Raw genomic sequence first — 17,304 nt, forward strand, 5'->3', positions numbered from 1 at the left:
GGCGCCATGTCAGTCTGGCCCTGCTGCTGAACCCCAGCGACCAGGAACAGCGGTTCAGGCCGTCCGACGAGACGCTGTCGTTCCGTCGCGTGGTGCTGCAGACCGCCGAAGTTCCGATGGAGATGGACCAGGAGGGGCAGTGGACGCTGCCCGCCCGCAGCCTGTGCCTGCTGGCATCGAGCAGCGCAGGATGACGGCGCCGCAGCGGTAGCGCTTCACCCCGCCACGTCCAAGCACATCCCGGGGCTGCCGGTCCGGGGATGTCGCCGGGCCATCCCCTGTGGGCGCAGTGCTCAGGCGGCCGGGGCGCGTTCGCTGGTGATGCGTGCTCCTTCACGCATCACCAGGGTGACCGGGGTCTTTTCCACCACCTCCAGCAGCCGCGACCACTGAGCATCGCTCAGTCCGGCGCTGGCGTGCAGCACGCGGTGCACGTGCAGGCGGCCGTCCTGGTCGCGCTCGGAGCGCAGTTCGGCCTGGAACTCGCCCAGCTCCCAGCCTTTGCGCTGGGCATACATGCGCAGGGTGATGGCGGTGCATGAGGCAAGCGAGGCAAGGTAGAGATCGAAGGGAGTGAATCCACGGCCCTGGCCACCCAGGCTGGCGGGCTCGTCGGCATCGACGCTGAAGGTGCCGTTGCTGACGTGATGCAGGTAGTTGTGGGCGGTGGAGGTGATGCGGGCGTAGGCCATGGGAGGCTCCAAAACGACGGATGTGAATTCCGTTTCATTCTCCGCGATCCGCTGGGCATATGCATGCCGTCGACGAGGGATGCCACGCGGTGTGTGCAATGATCCAACGTGGCAGAGCCACAGACCAGGGTCGAGCTTGCCCGACTGCCACCCGGCATCTACATACATCTGTCACGGAGGACACCATGAACATGCGTCACCTTGCCCACGCACTCCCAGCATTGGTTGTGGCCGCACTGGCCTTGCCCCTCAAGGCGGCGCCAGCCCCGCCGCCTCCCACGCCGCCCAGCCTGGTGCAGGCGCTGAAGGCGGCCGAGGCATCGTTGCAGCGCATCCCGGGCGATGATATCGAATCTGATTTCCGCCCGGCGTGGACCGGTGTGGCCGACCTGGATGGCGATGGCCGTTCCGAGATTGTTTACTTCTATACGTCCAATTACAGCGGTGGCTCGTTTGCTCAGAGCAACGTGATCGCGGTGATGACCGCACTGACGCCGGATGATCCACGTGGCAAGGAAAATCCTAAGAGCCTGGCGCGGATGGAGGCCGAAGACTATGCGGCCATCCGCGAATCCGGCTACGCCAATGATGCTGGCCTGCAGATTCCAGGGGCGGTGCAGTCCATCCGCATCGAAGGCAAGCGCATCATTGTCAGCTTCATCGTCACTGCGGGCGCGACGGTCTGCGAGATCCCGCGCGACTTCCGCCACGTCTGCCCGCCGGAGGGCGCATATGAGTGGACCTTGCACTGGACGCCCGGCAAGCTGACCCGGCAGGAGCCTTAGAGTCGGCCTTGCTCGACTGATCCAACAACCGCCGTCGAGCAAGCTCGGTTCTACGATGCTGGTGCCGGGCAGTATCAGCATGCCCGGCGCCAGCGGTTGCCACTCGGCCGTCAGGCCGGCTTTGGCGTCTGGCCGTCACTCGCCTCAGGCAGCGGCGGCAGGGTCGGGTCCACGGTCACCGGCACATCGCTCTTCAGAAGGGCGGCGGCTTCCTTGTCGCTGGCCACGGCCGGCGGTGAACCGCGCAGCGGCAGCCCGGCGGTTTCCTTCACGAACAGCATGGTCACCAGGCCGATGACCGCCGCACCCATCAGGTAATACGCCGGCACCAGCGGATCGCCCGTGCGCTCCACCAGCCAGGCGGTGACCAGCGGCGTGGTGCCGCCGAACAGCGAGACCGATACGTTGAACGCGATCGACAGTGCGCTGTAGCGCACCGGCGTATAGAACAGGGCGGGCAGGGTGGACGGCATCGAACTGGTGAAGCACACCAGCGCGAGGCCGAGCAGCATCAGGCCGAGGAAGATCAGCCCGTCATTGCCGCTGCCCACCAGCAGCAGGCAGGGCACGGCCAGCACCAGCAGCGCAATGCAGGCACCGATGATCATCGGCCGCCGGCCCAGCTTGTCGCTGAAAAGCCCGCCGACGATGTTCAGCGGCATCATCACCAGCATAACGATGATGATCAGCAGCAGGCCCTTGCTTTCGGCATAGCCCATGGTCACGCTCAGGTAGCTGGGCATGTAGGTCAGCAGCATGTAGTCGGTGACGTTGAACACCAGCACCAGGCCCATGCACACCAGCAGCTGGCGGCCGTGCACGCGGAACAGGTCGGCCAGGCCCGGGCGGTCATGCTCACGCTTCTCGGCTTCTTCGGCGAAGGCGCGGAAGGCCGGCGTTTCTTCCAGCTTCATGCGCATGTACAGGCCGAGCAGGCCGAGCGGACCGGCCACCAGGAACGGAATGCGCCAGCCCCAGTCCAGCATGTCCTCGCTGGTGAGCATCATGTGCAGCGCAGTGACCGTGCCGGCGCCGGCGATGTAGCCGCCCAGTGTGCCGAATTCCAGCCAGCTGCCCATCAGGCCGCGGTTGCGGTCGGTGGAGTATTCGGCGATGAAGGTGGCCGCGCCGCCGTACTCGCCGCCGGTGGAAAAGCCCTGCACGACGCGGGCGAGCAGCAGCAGGACCGGTGCCCAGATGCCGATGCGCTCGTAAGAGGGAATCAGGCCGATGGCGAACGTGCCCAGTGCCATCAGGATCATGGTGAAGGCCAGTACTTTCTGCCGCCCGTAGCGGTCACCCAGCGGGCCGAATACCAGCCCGCCCAGTGGGCGAACCAGGAAGGCCACGGTGAAGGTCGCAAACGCGGCGATCACCTGTGCGGTGGGATTGCTGGAGGGGAAGAAGACCTGGCCGATGGTCACGGCAAGATAGCCGTAGACACCGAAGTCGAACCATTCCATTGCGTTGCCCAGCGCGGCGGCGCCGACGGCGCGCTTGAGCATGGGTTTGTCGACGACGGTGATCTCGTCGACGTTCAGATGGCGGCGGCGCTTGAACCAACCGAAATGGGCGTGGGCATCAGGGGTGTCCTGCATGGGGACGTCCTTTCTGTTATTGGATGGAAGTGCGGAATTGACGGTGTGGTGTGTCCCGGTAATCGGAAACGGCGACGCTGGCGCAACTGGCGCAGGGGCGTCGAAGCGGGCGGTCCACGCTGGACCAGGGCATGCGGGAGACGACCACCCACGGAAATCCGGCCCGGGATGGGCGAAAGACGGTGGAGATCGACATCAGCCTGGCCGGATCAGGCAGGAAGCAAAGCGATAAGCGCTGTGGCGCTCAAAGCCTGCGCGGCGTCATCCACCCGGATCCGGCATGCGGCGGAGGAATGACGGGGTGGGAGCGGATGTGGCAAGCGGTACGCCGGTCGGCCGTGCTCCCCACGTAACAGGCATGCCTGCCACGTAGTACGTCGTGTCGATCATCAGGTCATGATAACGGTTACAGCGTGAACGTGAAGCGACCCCCGCAGCAGCGGACACTGTGTTCTGGCATCCCTGTTCATGCGCGCGCTGCACTGACATGCCGTGAACGCAGTCTGGGCGCACCGCTCACACCGCAGTCCTTACGGTGTTGGGGAACCCACGCAACCGGAGCATCACATGACCCGTCGCATTCCCGAAGGTACGCTTGTCGTCGTCACCGATGGTGGCTCAGCCCGTGTATTCATCAACGTTGGCAGCGATCATCAGCTGACGCTTAAGCAGGAGGGCGAGCTGCGCCTGCAGGACATCAGCGAGCAGGGTGTATCGGGGCAGGGACCTTCAGGAGCGGTGCCGAAGGACATGTCCATTTCCCAGCTCAACGAGGCAACCTTCGCCAAGCAGGTTGCCGAGCAGTTGAATGAAGATGCGTTGAAGAACCGCTATTCGCATCTGATTCTTGTGGCCGACCCGATCACGCTCGGCCGCATCCGGCCACTGCTGCACAAGGAAACGCAGGCGCGGCTGCTGGATGATCTGGCGAAGAACTTCACCAATGCACCGCTGGAAGACATCCAGCGCGCGCTGGCGGCGTAGCCCATGCCCTTCATGCGCGACCACCAGGCCGTCGAGCCGGCCCGCAGCGACGTTGATATGCAGGACGGCTGGCTGCTGATCGAGTTCGGCGCGCCGTGGTGTGGCCACTGCCAAGCTGCACAACCGGCGCTGCAGCAGTTCGTGGACGCGCATGATCTTCCGCATTGGAAGATCGAGGATGGCAAGGGCAAGCCACTGGGGCGCTCGTTCCAGGTGAAGCTGTGGCCGACCGTGGTGCTGCTGCGTGATGGTGAGGAGGTGGCGCGCGTTGTGCGGCCGGTGGAGAGCGCCGATCTATCCACGCTGCTGGCCGCGCTGCCAACGTAATCCTGGCGGATACTGTTGAAATGTAGAGCCGAGCCCACGCTTGGCTGCTCTTTTCGCGATTCGCAAAGAGCAAAACCAGTCGAGCAAGCTCGGCGCTACCTGCCGAACTGTTCGGGCCAATCGCGGTACAGCGCCACCTGGCCGTTGTGGCGCACGGCCGAAACCGCAGCCGCGTCGATCTGGCCGATCAGCCAGCGGCTTTCCTCGGTGAACACGCGCTCGCTCTCGCACAGCACGCCATTGGCCGGCATGCCACGGTCGGCAGGGACATACAATGCGGCGCGGCCGAAGTTCACATCCACCGATGGGCTCCACGGGGCCATGCCGGCGGTGGCCGACACCAGCACCGGCAGCTGGTTTTCCAGTGCCCGCGCCTGCGAACCGATGCGTACCCGGTAATAGCCGGCCTCGGTATCGGTACAGCTGGGGGCCAGCAGCAGGTCGATACCCGCCTCGGCCAGTTGCCGGGCCAGCATCGGGAATTCGGTGTCGTAGCAGATCAGGATGCCGAGCCTGCCCAGCGGCGTGTCGAAGGTGCGCAGTCCCTCGCGGCCACCGGCAATGTTCCATTGCTCGCGCTCGAAGCGGGTCATGATGAGCTTGTCCTGATGGCCCAGCAGCCCCTGCGGGCCAAACAGGAACGCGCGGTTGCGGTACTGCCCATCATCGTCCAGCACCGGCGCCGAGCCGGGGCAGAACCAGACGCGATGGCGCCGCGCGGTCTGCGCACACAGGGCCTGCCAGCGCGGCAGCAGCGGCTGGATGCCCGCGATGGACGCCGCCAGGTCGCTGCGTTCGGCAGGCGGCAACTGCCCGGTGAGGGTCATCGCCGCGTATTCGGGCAGCAGCACCAGCTGCGCGCCGGCCGCTGCAGCTTCGGCAACGTGGGCGTCCAGGTGTGCGGCGTACGCGTCCCACTGTTCGATCAGCTCGATGGCGTACTGGCTGGCTGCGAAGCGGATCATGCCGGCAGTTCCTTCAGCCAGAAGGACATTGGCTTGGCGCTCTTTTCGTGTTGGCCGACGTCTCGCCAGGTGAAGGTGGTACTCAGTTCGGGGTGGTGGACGTAGCCGCGGTTGTGCCAGAACGCATCCAGCGGCTGGTAGCCGGCGGGGCGCAGCGGGTGGTCCAGTGGGCGCAGCACCGCGCTGAAGCAGCACAGGGAAAAGCCGGCCTGGCGCGCGTGCGCCTCGCGGGCGTCGAAGAAGCGCACGCCCGCGCCTTGGCCGCGGTACTCGGGCAACAGGACGGATTCGCCGAAATAGAAGATCTGCTGCGGGTCCCAGTCACCGCCGAGGAAGGGCGCCTGGAATTCAGTGGTCTCTTCGCGCATGGGAATACCGGTGGAGGCACCGACCACACGATCACCGTCCTGGGCCAGCACGATGATGCTGCCGCTTGCCGCTGCGTAGGTGGAGACGTAGTCGCGCTCGTAGGCGAGGTCACCTTCGTACAGATAGGGGAAATCGCGGAACACACGGATGCGCAGGCGCGCCAGATCATCGAGGTACGGGGTCGCCGCCGGCCCTTGTAGCGTGGTGATGCGCACGTTCGTTGCTGCCCCATGGATACTGGGGGTGAGTATAGGCTATGCTTCCCGGCCCGCCCATCCCCCAGGACCGCCTCATGAGTGCCACCGACGTCATCCGCGCCTACTACGACGCCTTCAACAGCGGTGATATCGAGGCGTTCGTCGCCCAGGTGACCGACGACGTGGTGCATGACATCAACCAGGGCGGCCGCGAGGTCGGCAAGGAGGCGTTCCGCGCGTTCTGCCAGAAAATGGCCCGTTCCTACCGCGAGCAGCTGACCGACATCGTGGTGTTCGGCAGTGCCGATGGCCGCCGTGGCGCTGCGGAGTTCATTGTCAACGGCCAGTACCTGGCCACCGACGAAGGCTTGCCGGAAGCCCATGGCCAGCCGTATGTGCTGCCGGCGGGTGCGTTCTTCGATATCCGTGATGGCAAGGTTGCGCGCATCACCAACTACTACAACCTGCCGCACTGGATCGACGCGGTCAGCCGCTGAGTAGCGTCGAGCAAGCTCGACGCTACCTGCCACACTTCAATGCAACGTCATGGGGCCGTGGTGCGCCCGCAGCTCCCCCAGCAGCCGGCGGCCACGCTGGCTGAGGGCAATGATGGCCGCGCTGACTTTGTGTACGTTGTAGCCCGGCCGGTCATGTGCGGTCGGGACTGGCGGTTCGTTCTCGCCGATCATGGTGGCCATGCCTTCAGCGGTGTACAGAGCGTGTTCCAGCCGGAAAAACAGCGCTTCCACTTCGGCGGTAATGCGGGGTGTTTCAGCGGACATGCGATGGCTCCTGGGAGAGTGGGCCACCCGTAGGTGGCAGGCGATGCGCGGTTGGAACTTCGGCTGAACTACCAGAGAAAGCCGGTGGGCCATACGGCCGCCGCGCACCGCCCGCCGTAGTCACGGCAAGCAGCTCTGGTAGTTCATTTCGGGGTTCCACGCCCGGCAGCGGTTACGCAACTGCGCGGCCATCCTGCACCCTGCCATCGCGGCGGATCCAGATTCTTTTTCATCATCGCGTTGCCTCATTTACCGCGCTGCCAAGAGCCTTTGCACGTACAGCCCCGCGAGCGGCCCGAATGTGTCACGTCAAGACGTGATGCACCCGGCGCACGCTACTCTGCTTACCTGCGGGCGCTCACCCACCGCGGGAGAACCGACCGCCGACTCATAGCTCAGGGCCGCGAAAAAACGCCGAAAACGTCGCATCTGCACCCCAGTTTTATTGTACTGGCGCGAGGCACCGTTACTGATCGCGGCGAACTTCACCGGCATGATCCGGTTGGAAACGGCCGCTTGAAGAGCAGGTGGGGCCAGTCTGTCTTCCAGAGCGAGGGTGGTGAATACAAAAAGTTGCATATGAAAGCGACAATTCTCGTCGCGTTTACATCTGTTCAGTTGCAGCGCAGCGTGTGCAGGCATAGACCGGGTGCTACGATCCGATCACCACCTGAATCGATCCAAACGCCGATGCCCCTGCTGGACCGTCGCCTCCTGATCGCCCTCGCCGCTACTGCCATGCTCGCCTCCGGCGCCGGCACGGCCGCCCCCCCGAAGTCTGCCGCCGACAAGGCCTACGCCTCGGTCGACCCCTTCATCGGCACCGGTGGGGAAGGGCATACCTACCCCGGTGCGACCGTGCCGTTCGGCATGGTCCAGCTCAGCCCGGACACGCGCATCCAGCCGCGCGAAAAGGCCTATGGCTGGGCAGCCGGCTACCGCTACGACGACAGCAGCATTGTCGGCTTCTCGCACACGCATTTTTCCGGCACCGGCCATTCCGATCTGGGCGACATCCTGGTGATGCCCTTCACCGGGGATCCCGGCCTGGAACGCGGCGACCCGGAAAAGCCGCGCAGTGGCTATGCCTCGCGCTTCCGCCATGACGACGAGAAGGCCGAGCCGGGCTATTACGCGGTCACGCTGGATGACTACAAGGTGCGCGCCGAACTGACCACCAGCCAGCGCGTGGGCGTGCATCGCTACACCTTCCCCAAGGGTACCGCCGCGAAGATGCTGCTGGACATGCGGACCAGCATGTACGACTACCCGGGCAAGATCCTGTGGTCGCGCGTGCGTGTGCGCGATGACGGTACCGTTACCGGGTTCCGTGAAACGCGGGGCTGGGCAGCGGGCCGCCAGCTGTACTTTGCGATGCGCTTCTCGCGGCCGCTTACCGGGCACGAGCTGCACAGCACCGAGAAGGACATCGTCTACAAGGGCTTTGCGCCCCCGGGCGAGAAAGACCCAGCACAGCGTGCGCAGATCGAGGGCCGCCAGCTGGTGGGCACCTTCGACTTCGGCACGCTGGACGCGCCGCTGATCGTCAAGGTCGCGATCTCTCCGGTGAGCGAGGCCGGCGCCATCGCCAACCTGGATGCTGAAGTAGCCGACTTCGATTTCGATCGTGTGCGTGCGCAGGCGAAGCAGGAATGGACCCAGGCACTGTCGGTACTGGATATCGACGCGCCCGAACACGCACGCCGCAGCGCCTACACTGCGCTGTACCACACGATGCTGGGCCCGACGCTGTTCATGGATGCCGACGGCCAGTACCGCGGCGCTGACAATGCCGTGCACAGGGCAGAGGGTTACACCCACTATTCCACCTTCTCGCTGTGGGATACCTACCGCGCCCTGCATCCCTTGCTGACCCTGGTGCAGCCGGAAAAGCGCAACAGCGATTTCATCAATTCCATGCTGGCCCACCACGACCACAGCCCCTACGGCATGCTGCCGGTGTGGTCGTTCCATGGCCTGGAAGACTGGTGCATGATCGGCTACCACGCGGTGCCGGTCATTGCTGATGCGTACGTGAAGGGCATCCGTGGCTTCGACGCGGACAAGGCGCTGAAGGCGATGGTCGAAACGGCCAACTACGGCCCCTACGATGGTATCGCGCAGTACCGCGAGCTGGGCTACGTGCCGATTGACGAGGAAGGCGAGGCGGCCAGCAAGACGCTGGAATACGCCTACGACGACTGGACCATCGCGCGCATGGCGCAGGCGATGGGCAAGCAGGACGTGGCCGCCACCTTCGACAAGCGCGCTGGCAACTGGCGCAATGCCTTCGACAAGGACACCGGGTTCATGCGCGCACGCAAGCGCGATGGCAGCTTCCGCACCCCGTTCGACCCGAGCGCCAGCGGGTACGGCACCGACTACACCGAAGGCAATGCCTGGCAGTATTCCTGGTATGTACCGCAGGATGTGGCCGGTCTGGCGGCCGCGCATGGTGGCAGCGATAAACTGCTGGCGCGGCTGGACGAGGTGTTCAACGCCAAGGTCGATCCGTCCATCTTCGAACACATGGAAGACATCACCGGCCTGATCGGCTGGTATGCGCATGGCAACGAACCCAGCCACCACGTGGCCTACCTGTATTCGTACGCGGGGCAGCCGTGGCGCAGCCAGGCCCGCCTGAAGCAGATCATGGACACGCAGTACGCTGATCGCCCCGATGGCCTGGCCGGCAATGATGACGTGGGCCAGATGTCGGCGTGGTACGTGTTCACCGCGCTTGGGTTCTACCCGGTGGCGCCGGGTTCGGGCGAGTACATTCTCGGCCGTCCATTCCTGCCGAAGACCGCGATGCGCCTGCCCAATGGCAAGACGTTCACCATCGTGGCCAATGGCCTGGACGACACGCACACCTATGTAGGCAGCGTGAGCCTCAATGGCAAGCCGCTGCAGCGGACCTTCCTGCGCCACGATGAGATCCTGGCCGGTGGCAAACTGAGCTTCACCATGCAGGCCGAACCGAACAAGGCATGGCCGGGGCAGGGTGCGCAGGTACCGTATTCGATGTCCAAGCCGTAACGGTGGCGCCGTGCCGCAACCGGTAGCGTCGAGCTTGCTCGACTGCCGTTGCCCTATGTAGAGCCGAGCCATGCTCGGCTGCGCGAGAACAGTCGAGCATGGCTCGACTCTACAGAAGCCGGTCCAGCTTCTGCTCTGCGGCATCCGCATATTCACCACAGGTCTTTGCCTTGGCGGCGGCCGCTGCACCCGCCGCATAGTCCCAGCCACTGCCATCCGGGTGCGGGGTCAGCAGCACATCGCACGGCAGCGCGCGCACGGTGGCGAAGCTGCGGCGGAAGTCCTCGACCAGGTGCGGGTAGCGCGGGTTGTCCTGCAGCGTGTAGCCCGGCGCGCTGAGGCTGTCGGCGTAGGCGATGCGTATCGGCGTGCCGTTGCGGGTGTCGGTCCAGGTCCAGGCCGTGCTGCCGGGCGTGTGCCCGGGCATGAAGTGGGCGGTGAAGCGGATGCCGCCGACGTCGACGGTTTCGCCATCCATGATGAAGCGATCAACCTGGGCCGGCGGGAAGGCGAAGCGGTCGCCGAAGTGCAGGTCGTCGCTGCCACCACGGGCCAGAAGCACCGCAGTCTCGGCGTTCGCCAGTACCCGCGCGCCAGTGCGCCGCTTGAGTTCTGCCACGGGCCCGGCGTGGTCGGCATGGGCGTGGCTGAGCAGGATCACGCGCAGGTCGGCGGGGGCCACCCCGCGCAGTTGCAGGTTGTGCAGCAGGTGATCGGCCATCTGCGGCATGCCACCGTCCAGCAGTACGGCGCCCTGCGGGGTCTGCACCAGCAGGGCGGTGAGGTTGGCCGTGCCGATCTGCCAGGTATGGTCGGCGATCTGCAACGGGGCAATCGGCCGCAGCCACGACGCATCAACCGTATAGGCCTTCAGCTGCGGCAGCACCGTTTCGGCGGCGTGGGCGGCCGTCGGCAATGTGGTTGTCACGATGGTAGCAAGGGTGGCAAGGGGCAGGGCAAGTGGCAGCAGGCGCATGCGGAACGGTCGCTCGGGTAGGTGCAAGGACGCTATCACGGCCGGTTCTTGACGCGTTTCGCGTATTGCTCATGGCTGCAATAAGCGCGATGGTTGGTTCGTTCACCGATCAGGCGCTTGCATGATCCCGGCAGCAGCGGTGCGTGTGGATGGAATTTAAGCCCAGTGCAGCGGTCATCGCCACCAGCTGGGCCATGGGCAGCGTGCCGGTGCCGCTCACCTTGACCGCCCGCAGCGGGGCCACGTAGGCACTCATGGCGCAGCCGCCTGCAATCGGTCGTACATGCGCACCAGATCGACCAGGCTGCGTGCTTCCATCTTGCGCATCACCTGCGCGCGGCGCACCTTTACCGTGATCTCGCTGACGCCCAGATCGGCGGCGATCTGCTTGTTGAGGCGCCCACGCACGACGCCGTCGACCACCTCGCGTTCACCGGCACTGAGCGTCTGCCAGCGCGCCTGCAGTTCGCCCAGCGCTTCGCCCTCACGACGGCGCCCGCGGTCCAGTGCGATGCCTTTGTGGATGGCGTCGAGCAGTTCCTGGTCACGGAAGGGCTTGGTCAGGAACTCGATGGCTCCGTCCTTGATCGCGTTGACGCCCATCGCGATATCGCCGTGGCCGGTGATGAACACCACCGGTAGCTGCAGGCCAAGGCTGGCCATGCTGCGGTGGAAATCCAGGCCGCTCTGGCCGGGCATGCGCACGTCCAGCACCAGGCACGCCGGTGCGTCGTCACGCGCGTGGTCGAGGAAGGCCTGGGTGGACGCGAAGGCGCGCACCCGCAGGCCCATCGAGGACAGCAGATCTTCCAGCGCCGCGCGCACGGAGGCATCGTCGTCCACGACGTAGACAATGGGTGCCGGTTCGGCCGACGGTGTCACCGGCTTACGCATGGTCATCCTTGCCGGCGGCCGGCAGTTCGAACGTGAAACAGGCTCCCCCACCGGCCGCGCGCGTGGCGCATATACGGCCGCCATTGGCTTCGATCATCGAACGGCTCAGGCTGAGGCCCAGGCCGAGCCCGTGGTCCTTGGTCGTCCAGAACGCATCGAAGACGCGGTCGGTCTGTTCGTGGGGCAGGCCCTGGCCACGGTCACGGACACTCAGGCTGACCCTGCCGTGTCCATCGCGTGCGGTCAACAGCGACAGCCTGCGTTCGCCGGCGGGTACCTGGGCCATTGCGTCCACGGCGTTCAGCAGCAGGTTGCCGATGACCTGCTGCACCTGCACCGGATCAGCGAAGACTGGCGGCAGGTCGGCATCCAGCAGCAGCGCGACGTCCACCTGGTGCTGGTCCAGTTCGCTGCGCGAGAGTGCGAGCATGTCCTGCACGGCCTGGTTCAGATCGAAGACGCGGCGCTCCGGTGCGGCGCCCTGGGTCAGTCCACGGATGCGGGCAATCACGTCACTGGCGCGATGCGCGTCAGCCAGGATGCGTGCGATGGCCTGCAGCGCCCTGTCGACATTCGGGGGCGATTGCGCCAACCAGCGCTGACCGGCTTCGGCGCTGCTGGCGATGGCGGCCAGCGGCTGGTTCACCTCATGGGCGATGGAAGTGGTCAGCTCGCCTACGGTCGAGGCCCGTGCGACGCGCAGCAGGCGGGCCTGGGCTTCCTCCACCGCGGCCTTGGCGGCCTCCATCTTCAGAACCAGCCAGGTCGTGACGCCGATGACCAGCATGCCGATGGCCGAGTTGACCAGGCCGATGCGATAGGTGCCGAACCGGGTGAGGAAAAAGCTCAGCCCGGTGAGCGCGATGCACGCCGCGGCCAGCAGCAGCAGCCCGCGCGGCGGTAGCAGCCGCGACGCGGCGAGGATGACGGCCGCGTAGAAGCACGCCGCGGCCACGGCGTAATCGGTCAGCGTGTCGAGCAGGAAGATCGCCGTCACCACCACGATCAGGGCGAGCAGCGCCAGCGGGCGGCGGGGCGACAGCGAGGGCATCGGGAACAGCTCCCTGGCGGGTGGTTGGGGGGATGATAAGCGGCAGGGTGACGCCGGGCCATGGACGGCGGATCTGGCGGCCGGCCGTGCTGCGCACTCGCCGGGCATGGCCCGGCGCTACCAGTGGGTGCCGATCATGCCGGCAATGCCTTGGCAGATGTCTGCCTGGGTGGGCTATGCCGGCCACAGGCCGGCACTACCACCGCAAGCGGTCATTCCTCCATGCTGGCGTTCCAGAGCCCCTGCCGGCCCCGCGTCACTGCCACCCGTAGCGGCGGATGTAGAGCCGCTTCATCGCCGTGGTCAGCACCGCGTAGCCGAACAGGATCATCACCAGGAACGGCCAGTAGCCCAGCGGCAATGACTGCAGCTTGAAATAGCCGGCCAGCGGGGACATCGGCAGCAGCACGCCGATGGCCATGATCGCAGCGGTCATCAGCAGCAGCGCCGGCGCGGCGATGCTCTGCAGGAACGGCACCTTGGGGGTGCGAATCATGTGCACGATCAGGGTCTGTGTGAGCAGGCCGACCACGAACCAGCCGGACTGGAACAGGCTCTGGTCAGCCGCCGTGCGCGCGTCGAAGACATGCCACATCAGGGCGAAGCAGCACAGGTCGAAGATCGAGCTGATCGGCCCGAAGAACACCATGAAGCGCCCGATGTCCGCCGGATTCCATTTCAAGGGCTGCCGCACCAGTTCCTCATCCACGTTGTCGAACGGGATGGCGATCTGCGAGATGTCATACAGCAGGTTCTGAACCAGCAACTGCAGCGGCAGCATCGGCAGGAAGGGCAGGAAGGCGGAGGCTACCAGCACCGAGAACACGTTGCCGAAGTTGGAGCTGGCGGTCATGCGGATGTACTTGAGCATGTTGCAGAATGTGCGCCGCCCCTGCACCACGCCGTCCTCCAGCACCATCAGGCTCTTTTCCAGCAGGATGATGTCGGCCGCCTCCTTGGCGATGTCCACCGCGCTGTCCACGCTGATGCCGATGTCGGCCGCGCGCAGGGCCGGGGCGTCGTTGATGCCGTCGCCCAGGAAGCCGACGACCTTGCCCTGCGCGCGCAGGCTGCGGACCAGCCGTTCCTTGTGCAGCGGGGTAAGGCGGGCGAACACGCGGTGTCGCTGCAGGGCCTGCGACAGTGCTGCATCGTCCATGCGTTCGGTCTGCGGCCCGGTCACGATCGCCTCGACGTCCAGCCCGACCTGGGCGCATACGCGTGCGGTGACCAGCTCGTTGTCGCCAGTGAAGACCTTGACCTCCACGCCATGCGCGGCCAGCGCCTGCAGGGCCTGCGCGGCCGATTCCTTCGGCGGGTCGAGGAAGGCCACGTAGCCGACCAGGGTCAGCCCGCACTCATCGGCCTGCGAATAGACCGACTGGCTTGCCGCGGTCTCCTTCATCGCCACGGCCACCACGCGCAGGCCCTGTTCGTTGAGTTCCTCGGTGGTCTGCCGCACCCGCGCCAGCCGCGCCGCGTCCAGTGGCTGGTCGATGTCGTCCTCGCGCACGGTGCTGCACACTGCCAGCATCTCTTCCACCGCGCCCTTGCAGATCAGCTCGTGATGGTCCTCACGCTCGGCCACCACCACCGACATGCGGCGGCGCTGGAAGTCGAACGGAATCTCATCGACCTTGCGGTAATCCTGCGACAGACGCAGTGAACTCTGCAGTTCGACATGTTCGAGTACGGCGCGGTCGAGCAGGTTGATCAGGCCGGTCTGGAAATGGCTGTTGAGATAGGCGAACTTCAGCACGTCCTCCGAGTCGTGGCCGAACACATCGGTGTGGCGCTCCAGCGCTATCCGGTCCTGGGTGAGGGTGCCGGTCTTGTCGGTGCACAGGACCTCCATCGCGCCGAAGTTCTGGATGGCGTCCAGGCGCTTGACGATCACCCGCTGCCGCGACAGCAGCACCGCGCCCTTGGCCAGCGTGGAGGTGACGATCATCGGCAGCATTTCCGGGGTCAGGCCAACCGCCACCGACAGCGCGAACAGGAAGGCCTCGGTCCAGTCGCCCTTGGTCCAGCCGTTGATGAGCAGTACGAACGGCACCATGACCAGGGCGAAGCGGATCAACAGCCAGCTGACACTGTTGACCCCGGCCTGGAAAGCGGTGGGGGCACGTTCACTGGCGGTGCTGCGCTGGGCGAGGGTACCGAAGTAGGTGTGGTTGCCGGTGGCCAGCACCACGGCCGTGGCCGTGCCGGACACCACGTTCGTCCCCATGAACAGCAGGTTGGCCTGTTCCATCAGACCGGCGTCAGCGTCGCCGGGGCTGGCGAACTTTTCCACCGGCAGTGATTCGCCGGTCATCGCGGCCTGGGCGACGAACAGATCCTTGGCGCTCAGCACACGGCAGTCGGCCGGGATCATGTCACCGGCCGAGAGCACGATGTGATCGCCGGGCACCAGTTCGCGGATCGGAAGATCAAGCAGGCGTGCGGGGCCGCGGCTGTGCAGATGTGCACCGAAGTACTGGCCCGCCACGTCTGCCGCCTCGGTGCCGGTGCTACGGCGCAGCACACGCGAAGTGTTGCCGACCAGGGCCTTCAGCCGTTCGGCGGCACGGTTGGAACGGCCCTCCTGGACGAAGCGGATGAGGGTGGACAGCAGGACCATCGCGCCGATCACCACCGTGGCCTTGGCGTCCTCGGTCAGCCAGGACACGGCGGCCAGCACGCTCAGCAACAGGTTGAAGGGGTTGCGATAGCACTGCCACAGGTGGCGCCACCAGGGCAGCGGCTTTTCGTGATCGACTTCATTGGGACCCAGACGCGCCAGGCGCTCGCTTGCCTCCTGTGCGCTGAGGCCATCGCCGTGCGAGTCCAGTGCGGCCAGCAGGCGGGCGTCGTCGAGGCGGGACAGGGTGAGCAGGCCATCGGTCAGCGCGGCTGGCGCGGCCTCCGCGGAACCGCGGCCGAAGCCGGCCTCGGGCAGGGCGCGGCGGCGGAACAAACCGCCGGCGCGACGGCTGCGCAGAAAGGCGTTGAACCAGGCGTTGAGCAGGCTCATGGGGATGTCCTCGGAGTGTCGACCCGGCGCGGCCGGGTCGTGAAGTGGCGTGGTTCAGGCGCGGCGCGGGGCCGGGACCGGCGATGACCAGGACTGCGGGTGCAGGTGCTGGCTGCCGCCGATGCACAGCGGCTTCATCGCATTGCGCAGGGAAGGGGGCAGGTGGCGCACTACGTTGATGCGTTCGCTGATCGGCAGCAGTGACAGCGCATCGGCAACGACGCGTGGTGAACCCAGCGCAAGCGAGCGGGCGAACATGACTGGGCCGTGCTGCAGCAGGCGGCTGCGCAGGCCGGCGGCATCGCGCTCACCGATCAGGCGGCGCAGGCTGATGTAGAGGATCTTGTAATGCATGGGGATTCTCCGGGCAGGCGACGCCCGGAGCCCCCATCACGCGAGCGGACAGGGACCAGCGGCAGGCGCCGTCAAGGAACAGGGAACTGCAACGAAGGGCGCGGTGCGCCCGGCAGGGTCGGGGTCCATCAGCGTCTCCGTGGGCAGGGGCCTGCTTGGGCCAGTGGCGCTATTGTCTGCGCCCGGATGCCGCGGGCCTAGATGCCCGTGGGTAAGCGTGGCTATACGTTGGTATAGGCAGCACCCTGTAGAGCTGAGCCATGCTTGGCTGGCTTTCCTGCGATGCGTGGTGAATGGCATCCGCGCGTGGCGTGGTTCTACACACCTACGGATCGGTCGGCGAAGGCGTCGGTGGCGCGGACCAACGCATCGGTGGTGGCCGGCTCGGTGGCGCTGTGTCCGGCCAGGACCATCTCCAGCCGGGCTTCCGGCCAGGCGCAGGACAGCTCCCAGGCGCTGCGGGCCGGGCAGATGATGTCGTAGCGTCCCTGCACGATCACGCCGGGTAGATGACGGATGCGGTCGATGTCGCGCAGCAGCTGCCCGTGCTCGAGGAAGGCATTGTGGCGGAAGTAGTGCGCTTCGATGCGCGCCTTGGCCAACGTGTCCAGCGGGTCGGCCTCGGTTGCGGTATCCACCTCGTGCATGAGGGTGGCCGCGTTGTCCTCCCAGCCCAGCCAGGCGATGGCGGCAGCGATACGCGTGTTCTGGTCCGGGCTGTCCAAACGCCGCCAGTACGCACCGATGAGGTCGCTGCGCTCGTCTTCGGGAATATGGGCCTCGTAGCGCGCCCAGCGTTCCGGGAAGATCCAGCGGGCGCCGCCCTCGGCCTGGTTGAACCAGGCATTCTCCTCGGCCCGGCCCAGGTACACGCCACGCACGATCAGCCCGGTCGCGCGATGCGGATGGGCCTGTGTGTAGGCCAGTGCCAGGGTGGAGCCCCAGGAGCCGCCAAATACCAGCCAGCGTTCGATGCCCAGCTGTGCGCGGACCTTTTCAATGTCCTCCACCAGATGGGCGGTGGTGTTGTCGCGGAGTTCGCCGAACGGCGTGGAGCAGCCACACCCGCGCTGGTCGATCAGCACGATGCGGTAGCGCGATGGATCGAAGAAGCGACGATGGACCGGCGAGACGCCTGCACCCGGGCCGCCATGCAGGAACACGGCGGGAATGCCTTCGGGATTGCCGCATTCCTCGACATGCAGCGTATGCAGCGCGTCCACTGCAATCGTATGTTCGCGGTAGGGCGTGATCGGTGGATAGAGCGTGCGCATG

The 17,304-nt window shown here is 66.0% G+C and carries 18 protein-coding genes; 6 read left to right on the top strand and 12 right to left on the bottom strand.

What is annotated here, in order from left to right:
- On the top strand, positions 1-194 hold a 194-nt coding region (locus tag ACQKDV_RS06655), incomplete at its 5' end, for a hypothetical protein (protein ID WP_427782975.1).
- 99 nt (positions 195-293) lie between these two features.
- On the opposite strand, the gene ACQKDV_RS06660 is transcribed toward ACQKDV_RS06655, so the two are convergent.
- A complete protein-coding gene (locus ACQKDV_RS06660; RefSeq protein ID WP_427782976.1) occupies positions 294-692 on the bottom strand; it encodes an OsmC family protein in 399 nt (132 codons plus the stop codon).
- A gap of 185 nt (positions 693-877) precedes the next feature.
- Here ACQKDV_RS06660 and ACQKDV_RS06665 point away from each other — a divergent pair, with 185 nt between their 5' ends.
- A complete protein-coding gene (locus ACQKDV_RS06665) occupies positions 878-1,477 on the top strand; it encodes a hypothetical protein (protein WP_427782977.1) in 600 nt (199 codons plus the stop codon).
- Between the two features lie 110 nt (positions 1,478-1,587).
- On the opposite strand, the gene proP is transcribed toward ACQKDV_RS06665, so the two are convergent.
- Entirely contained in the window at positions 1,588-3,075 is a 1,488-nt protein-coding gene (proP, locus tag ACQKDV_RS06670; protein WP_427782978.1) for a glycine betaine/L-proline transporter ProP, read from the bottom strand.
- 567 nt (positions 3,076-3,642) lie between these two features.
- Here proP and ACQKDV_RS06675 point away from each other — a divergent pair.
- Both ACQKDV_RS06675 and ACQKDV_RS06680 read left to right on the top strand, forming a co-directional pair.
- Entirely contained in the window at positions 3,643-4,059 is a 417-nt protein-coding gene (locus ACQKDV_RS06675; RefSeq protein ID WP_427782979.1) for a host attachment protein, read from the top strand.
- Between the two features lie 3 nt (positions 4,060-4,062).
- Complete coding sequence (locus ACQKDV_RS06680; RefSeq protein ID WP_427782980.1) at positions 4,063-4,386, top strand: thioredoxin family protein; 324 nt, start codon at positions 4,063-4,065, stop codon at positions 4,384-4,386.
- A 95-nt stretch (positions 4,387-4,481) separates the two neighbouring features.
- On the opposite strand, the gene ACQKDV_RS06685 is transcribed toward ACQKDV_RS06680, so the two are convergent.
- Positions 4,482-5,351, bottom strand: coding sequence for a carbon-nitrogen hydrolase family protein (locus ACQKDV_RS06685; RefSeq protein ID WP_427782981.1), 870 nt, complete (start codon positions 5,349-5,351; stop codon positions 4,482-4,484).
- Positions 5,348-5,935 carry a GNAT family N-acetyltransferase gene (locus ACQKDV_RS06690; RefSeq protein WP_427782982.1) on the bottom strand — a complete coding sequence of 196 codons (588 nt, stop codon included), beginning with the start codon at positions 5,933-5,935 and terminating at the stop codon, positions 5,348-5,350. Before ACQKDV_RS06690 ends, ACQKDV_RS06685 begins: the two co-directional genes overlap by 4 nt.
- A 59-nt stretch (positions 5,936-5,994) precedes the next feature.
- Here ACQKDV_RS06690 and ACQKDV_RS06695 point away from each other — a divergent pair, with 59 nt between their 5' ends.
- A complete protein-coding gene (locus ACQKDV_RS06695) occupies positions 5,995-6,414 on the top strand; it encodes a ketosteroid isomerase-related protein (RefSeq protein ID WP_427783008.1) in 420 nt (139 codons plus the stop codon).
- Between the two features lie 36 nt (positions 6,415-6,450).
- On the opposite strand, the gene ACQKDV_RS06700 is transcribed toward ACQKDV_RS06695, so the two are convergent.
- Positions 6,451-6,699 (bottom strand): hypothetical protein, encoded by a 249-nt coding sequence (locus tag ACQKDV_RS06700; RefSeq protein ID WP_427782983.1) that lies wholly within the window; start codon positions 6,697-6,699, stop codon positions 6,451-6,453.
- 690 nt (positions 6,700-7,389) lie between these two features.
- Between ACQKDV_RS06700 and ACQKDV_RS06705 the strand changes: the two genes are divergently transcribed.
- Entirely contained in the window at positions 7,390-9,738 is a 2,349-nt protein-coding gene (locus tag ACQKDV_RS06705; RefSeq protein ID WP_427782984.1) for a GH92 family glycosyl hydrolase, read from the top strand.
- A 109-nt stretch (positions 9,739-9,847) separates the two neighbouring features.
- Here the strand turns inward: ACQKDV_RS06705 and bla are convergent, their stop codons facing one another.
- The 7 genes from bla to pip form a co-directional block, all read right to left on the bottom strand.
- The gene (gene bla / locus ACQKDV_RS06710) at positions 9,848-10,714 is read right to left on the bottom strand and encodes a subclass B3 metallo-beta-lactamase (RefSeq protein ID WP_427782985.1); all 867 of its coding nucleotides are present in this window, start codon (positions 10,712-10,714) and stop codon (positions 9,848-9,850) included.
- 109 nt (positions 10,715-10,823) lie between these two features.
- The gene (locus ACQKDV_RS06715; protein ID WP_427782986.1) at positions 10,824-10,970 is read right to left on the bottom strand and encodes a DUF1697 domain-containing protein; all 147 of its coding nucleotides are present in this window, start codon (positions 10,968-10,970) and stop codon (positions 10,824-10,826) included.
- Positions 10,967-11,608: a response regulator transcription factor gene (locus ACQKDV_RS06720; RefSeq protein WP_427782987.1), complete on the bottom strand. Its 642-nt coding sequence runs from the start codon at positions 11,606-11,608 to the stop codon at positions 10,967-10,969. Before ACQKDV_RS06720 ends, ACQKDV_RS06715 begins: the two co-directional genes overlap by 4 nt.
- Positions 11,601-12,659 carry a sensor histidine kinase gene (locus tag ACQKDV_RS06725; protein ID WP_427782988.1) on the bottom strand — a complete coding sequence of 353 codons (1,059 nt, stop codon included), beginning with the start codon at positions 12,657-12,659 and terminating at the stop codon, positions 11,601-11,603. The genes ACQKDV_RS06720 and ACQKDV_RS06725 overlap by 8 nt, the downstream gene beginning before the upstream one ends.
- A gap of 256 nt (positions 12,660-12,915) precedes the next feature.
- Complete coding sequence (gene mgtA / locus ACQKDV_RS06730) at positions 12,916-15,675, bottom strand: magnesium-translocating P-type ATPase (protein ID WP_427782989.1); 2,760 nt, start codon at positions 15,673-15,675, stop codon at positions 12,916-12,918.
- A gap of 54 nt (positions 15,676-15,729) precedes the next feature.
- A complete protein-coding gene (locus ACQKDV_RS06735) occupies positions 15,730-16,029 on the bottom strand; it encodes a hypothetical protein (protein ID WP_427782990.1) in 300 nt (99 codons plus the stop codon).
- A 317-nt stretch (positions 16,030-16,346) separates the two neighbouring features.
- Positions 16,347-17,303: a prolyl aminopeptidase gene (pip, locus tag ACQKDV_RS06740; RefSeq protein ID WP_427782991.1), complete on the bottom strand. Its 957-nt coding sequence runs from the start codon at positions 17,301-17,303 to the stop codon at positions 16,347-16,349.
- Position 17,304: the final 1 nt, after the last annotated feature.

The organism is Stenotrophomonas sp. NPDC077659, from assembly GCF_050268705.1.
Lineage (GTDB): Bacteria > Pseudomonadota > Gammaproteobacteria > Xanthomonadales > Xanthomonadaceae > Stenotrophomonas.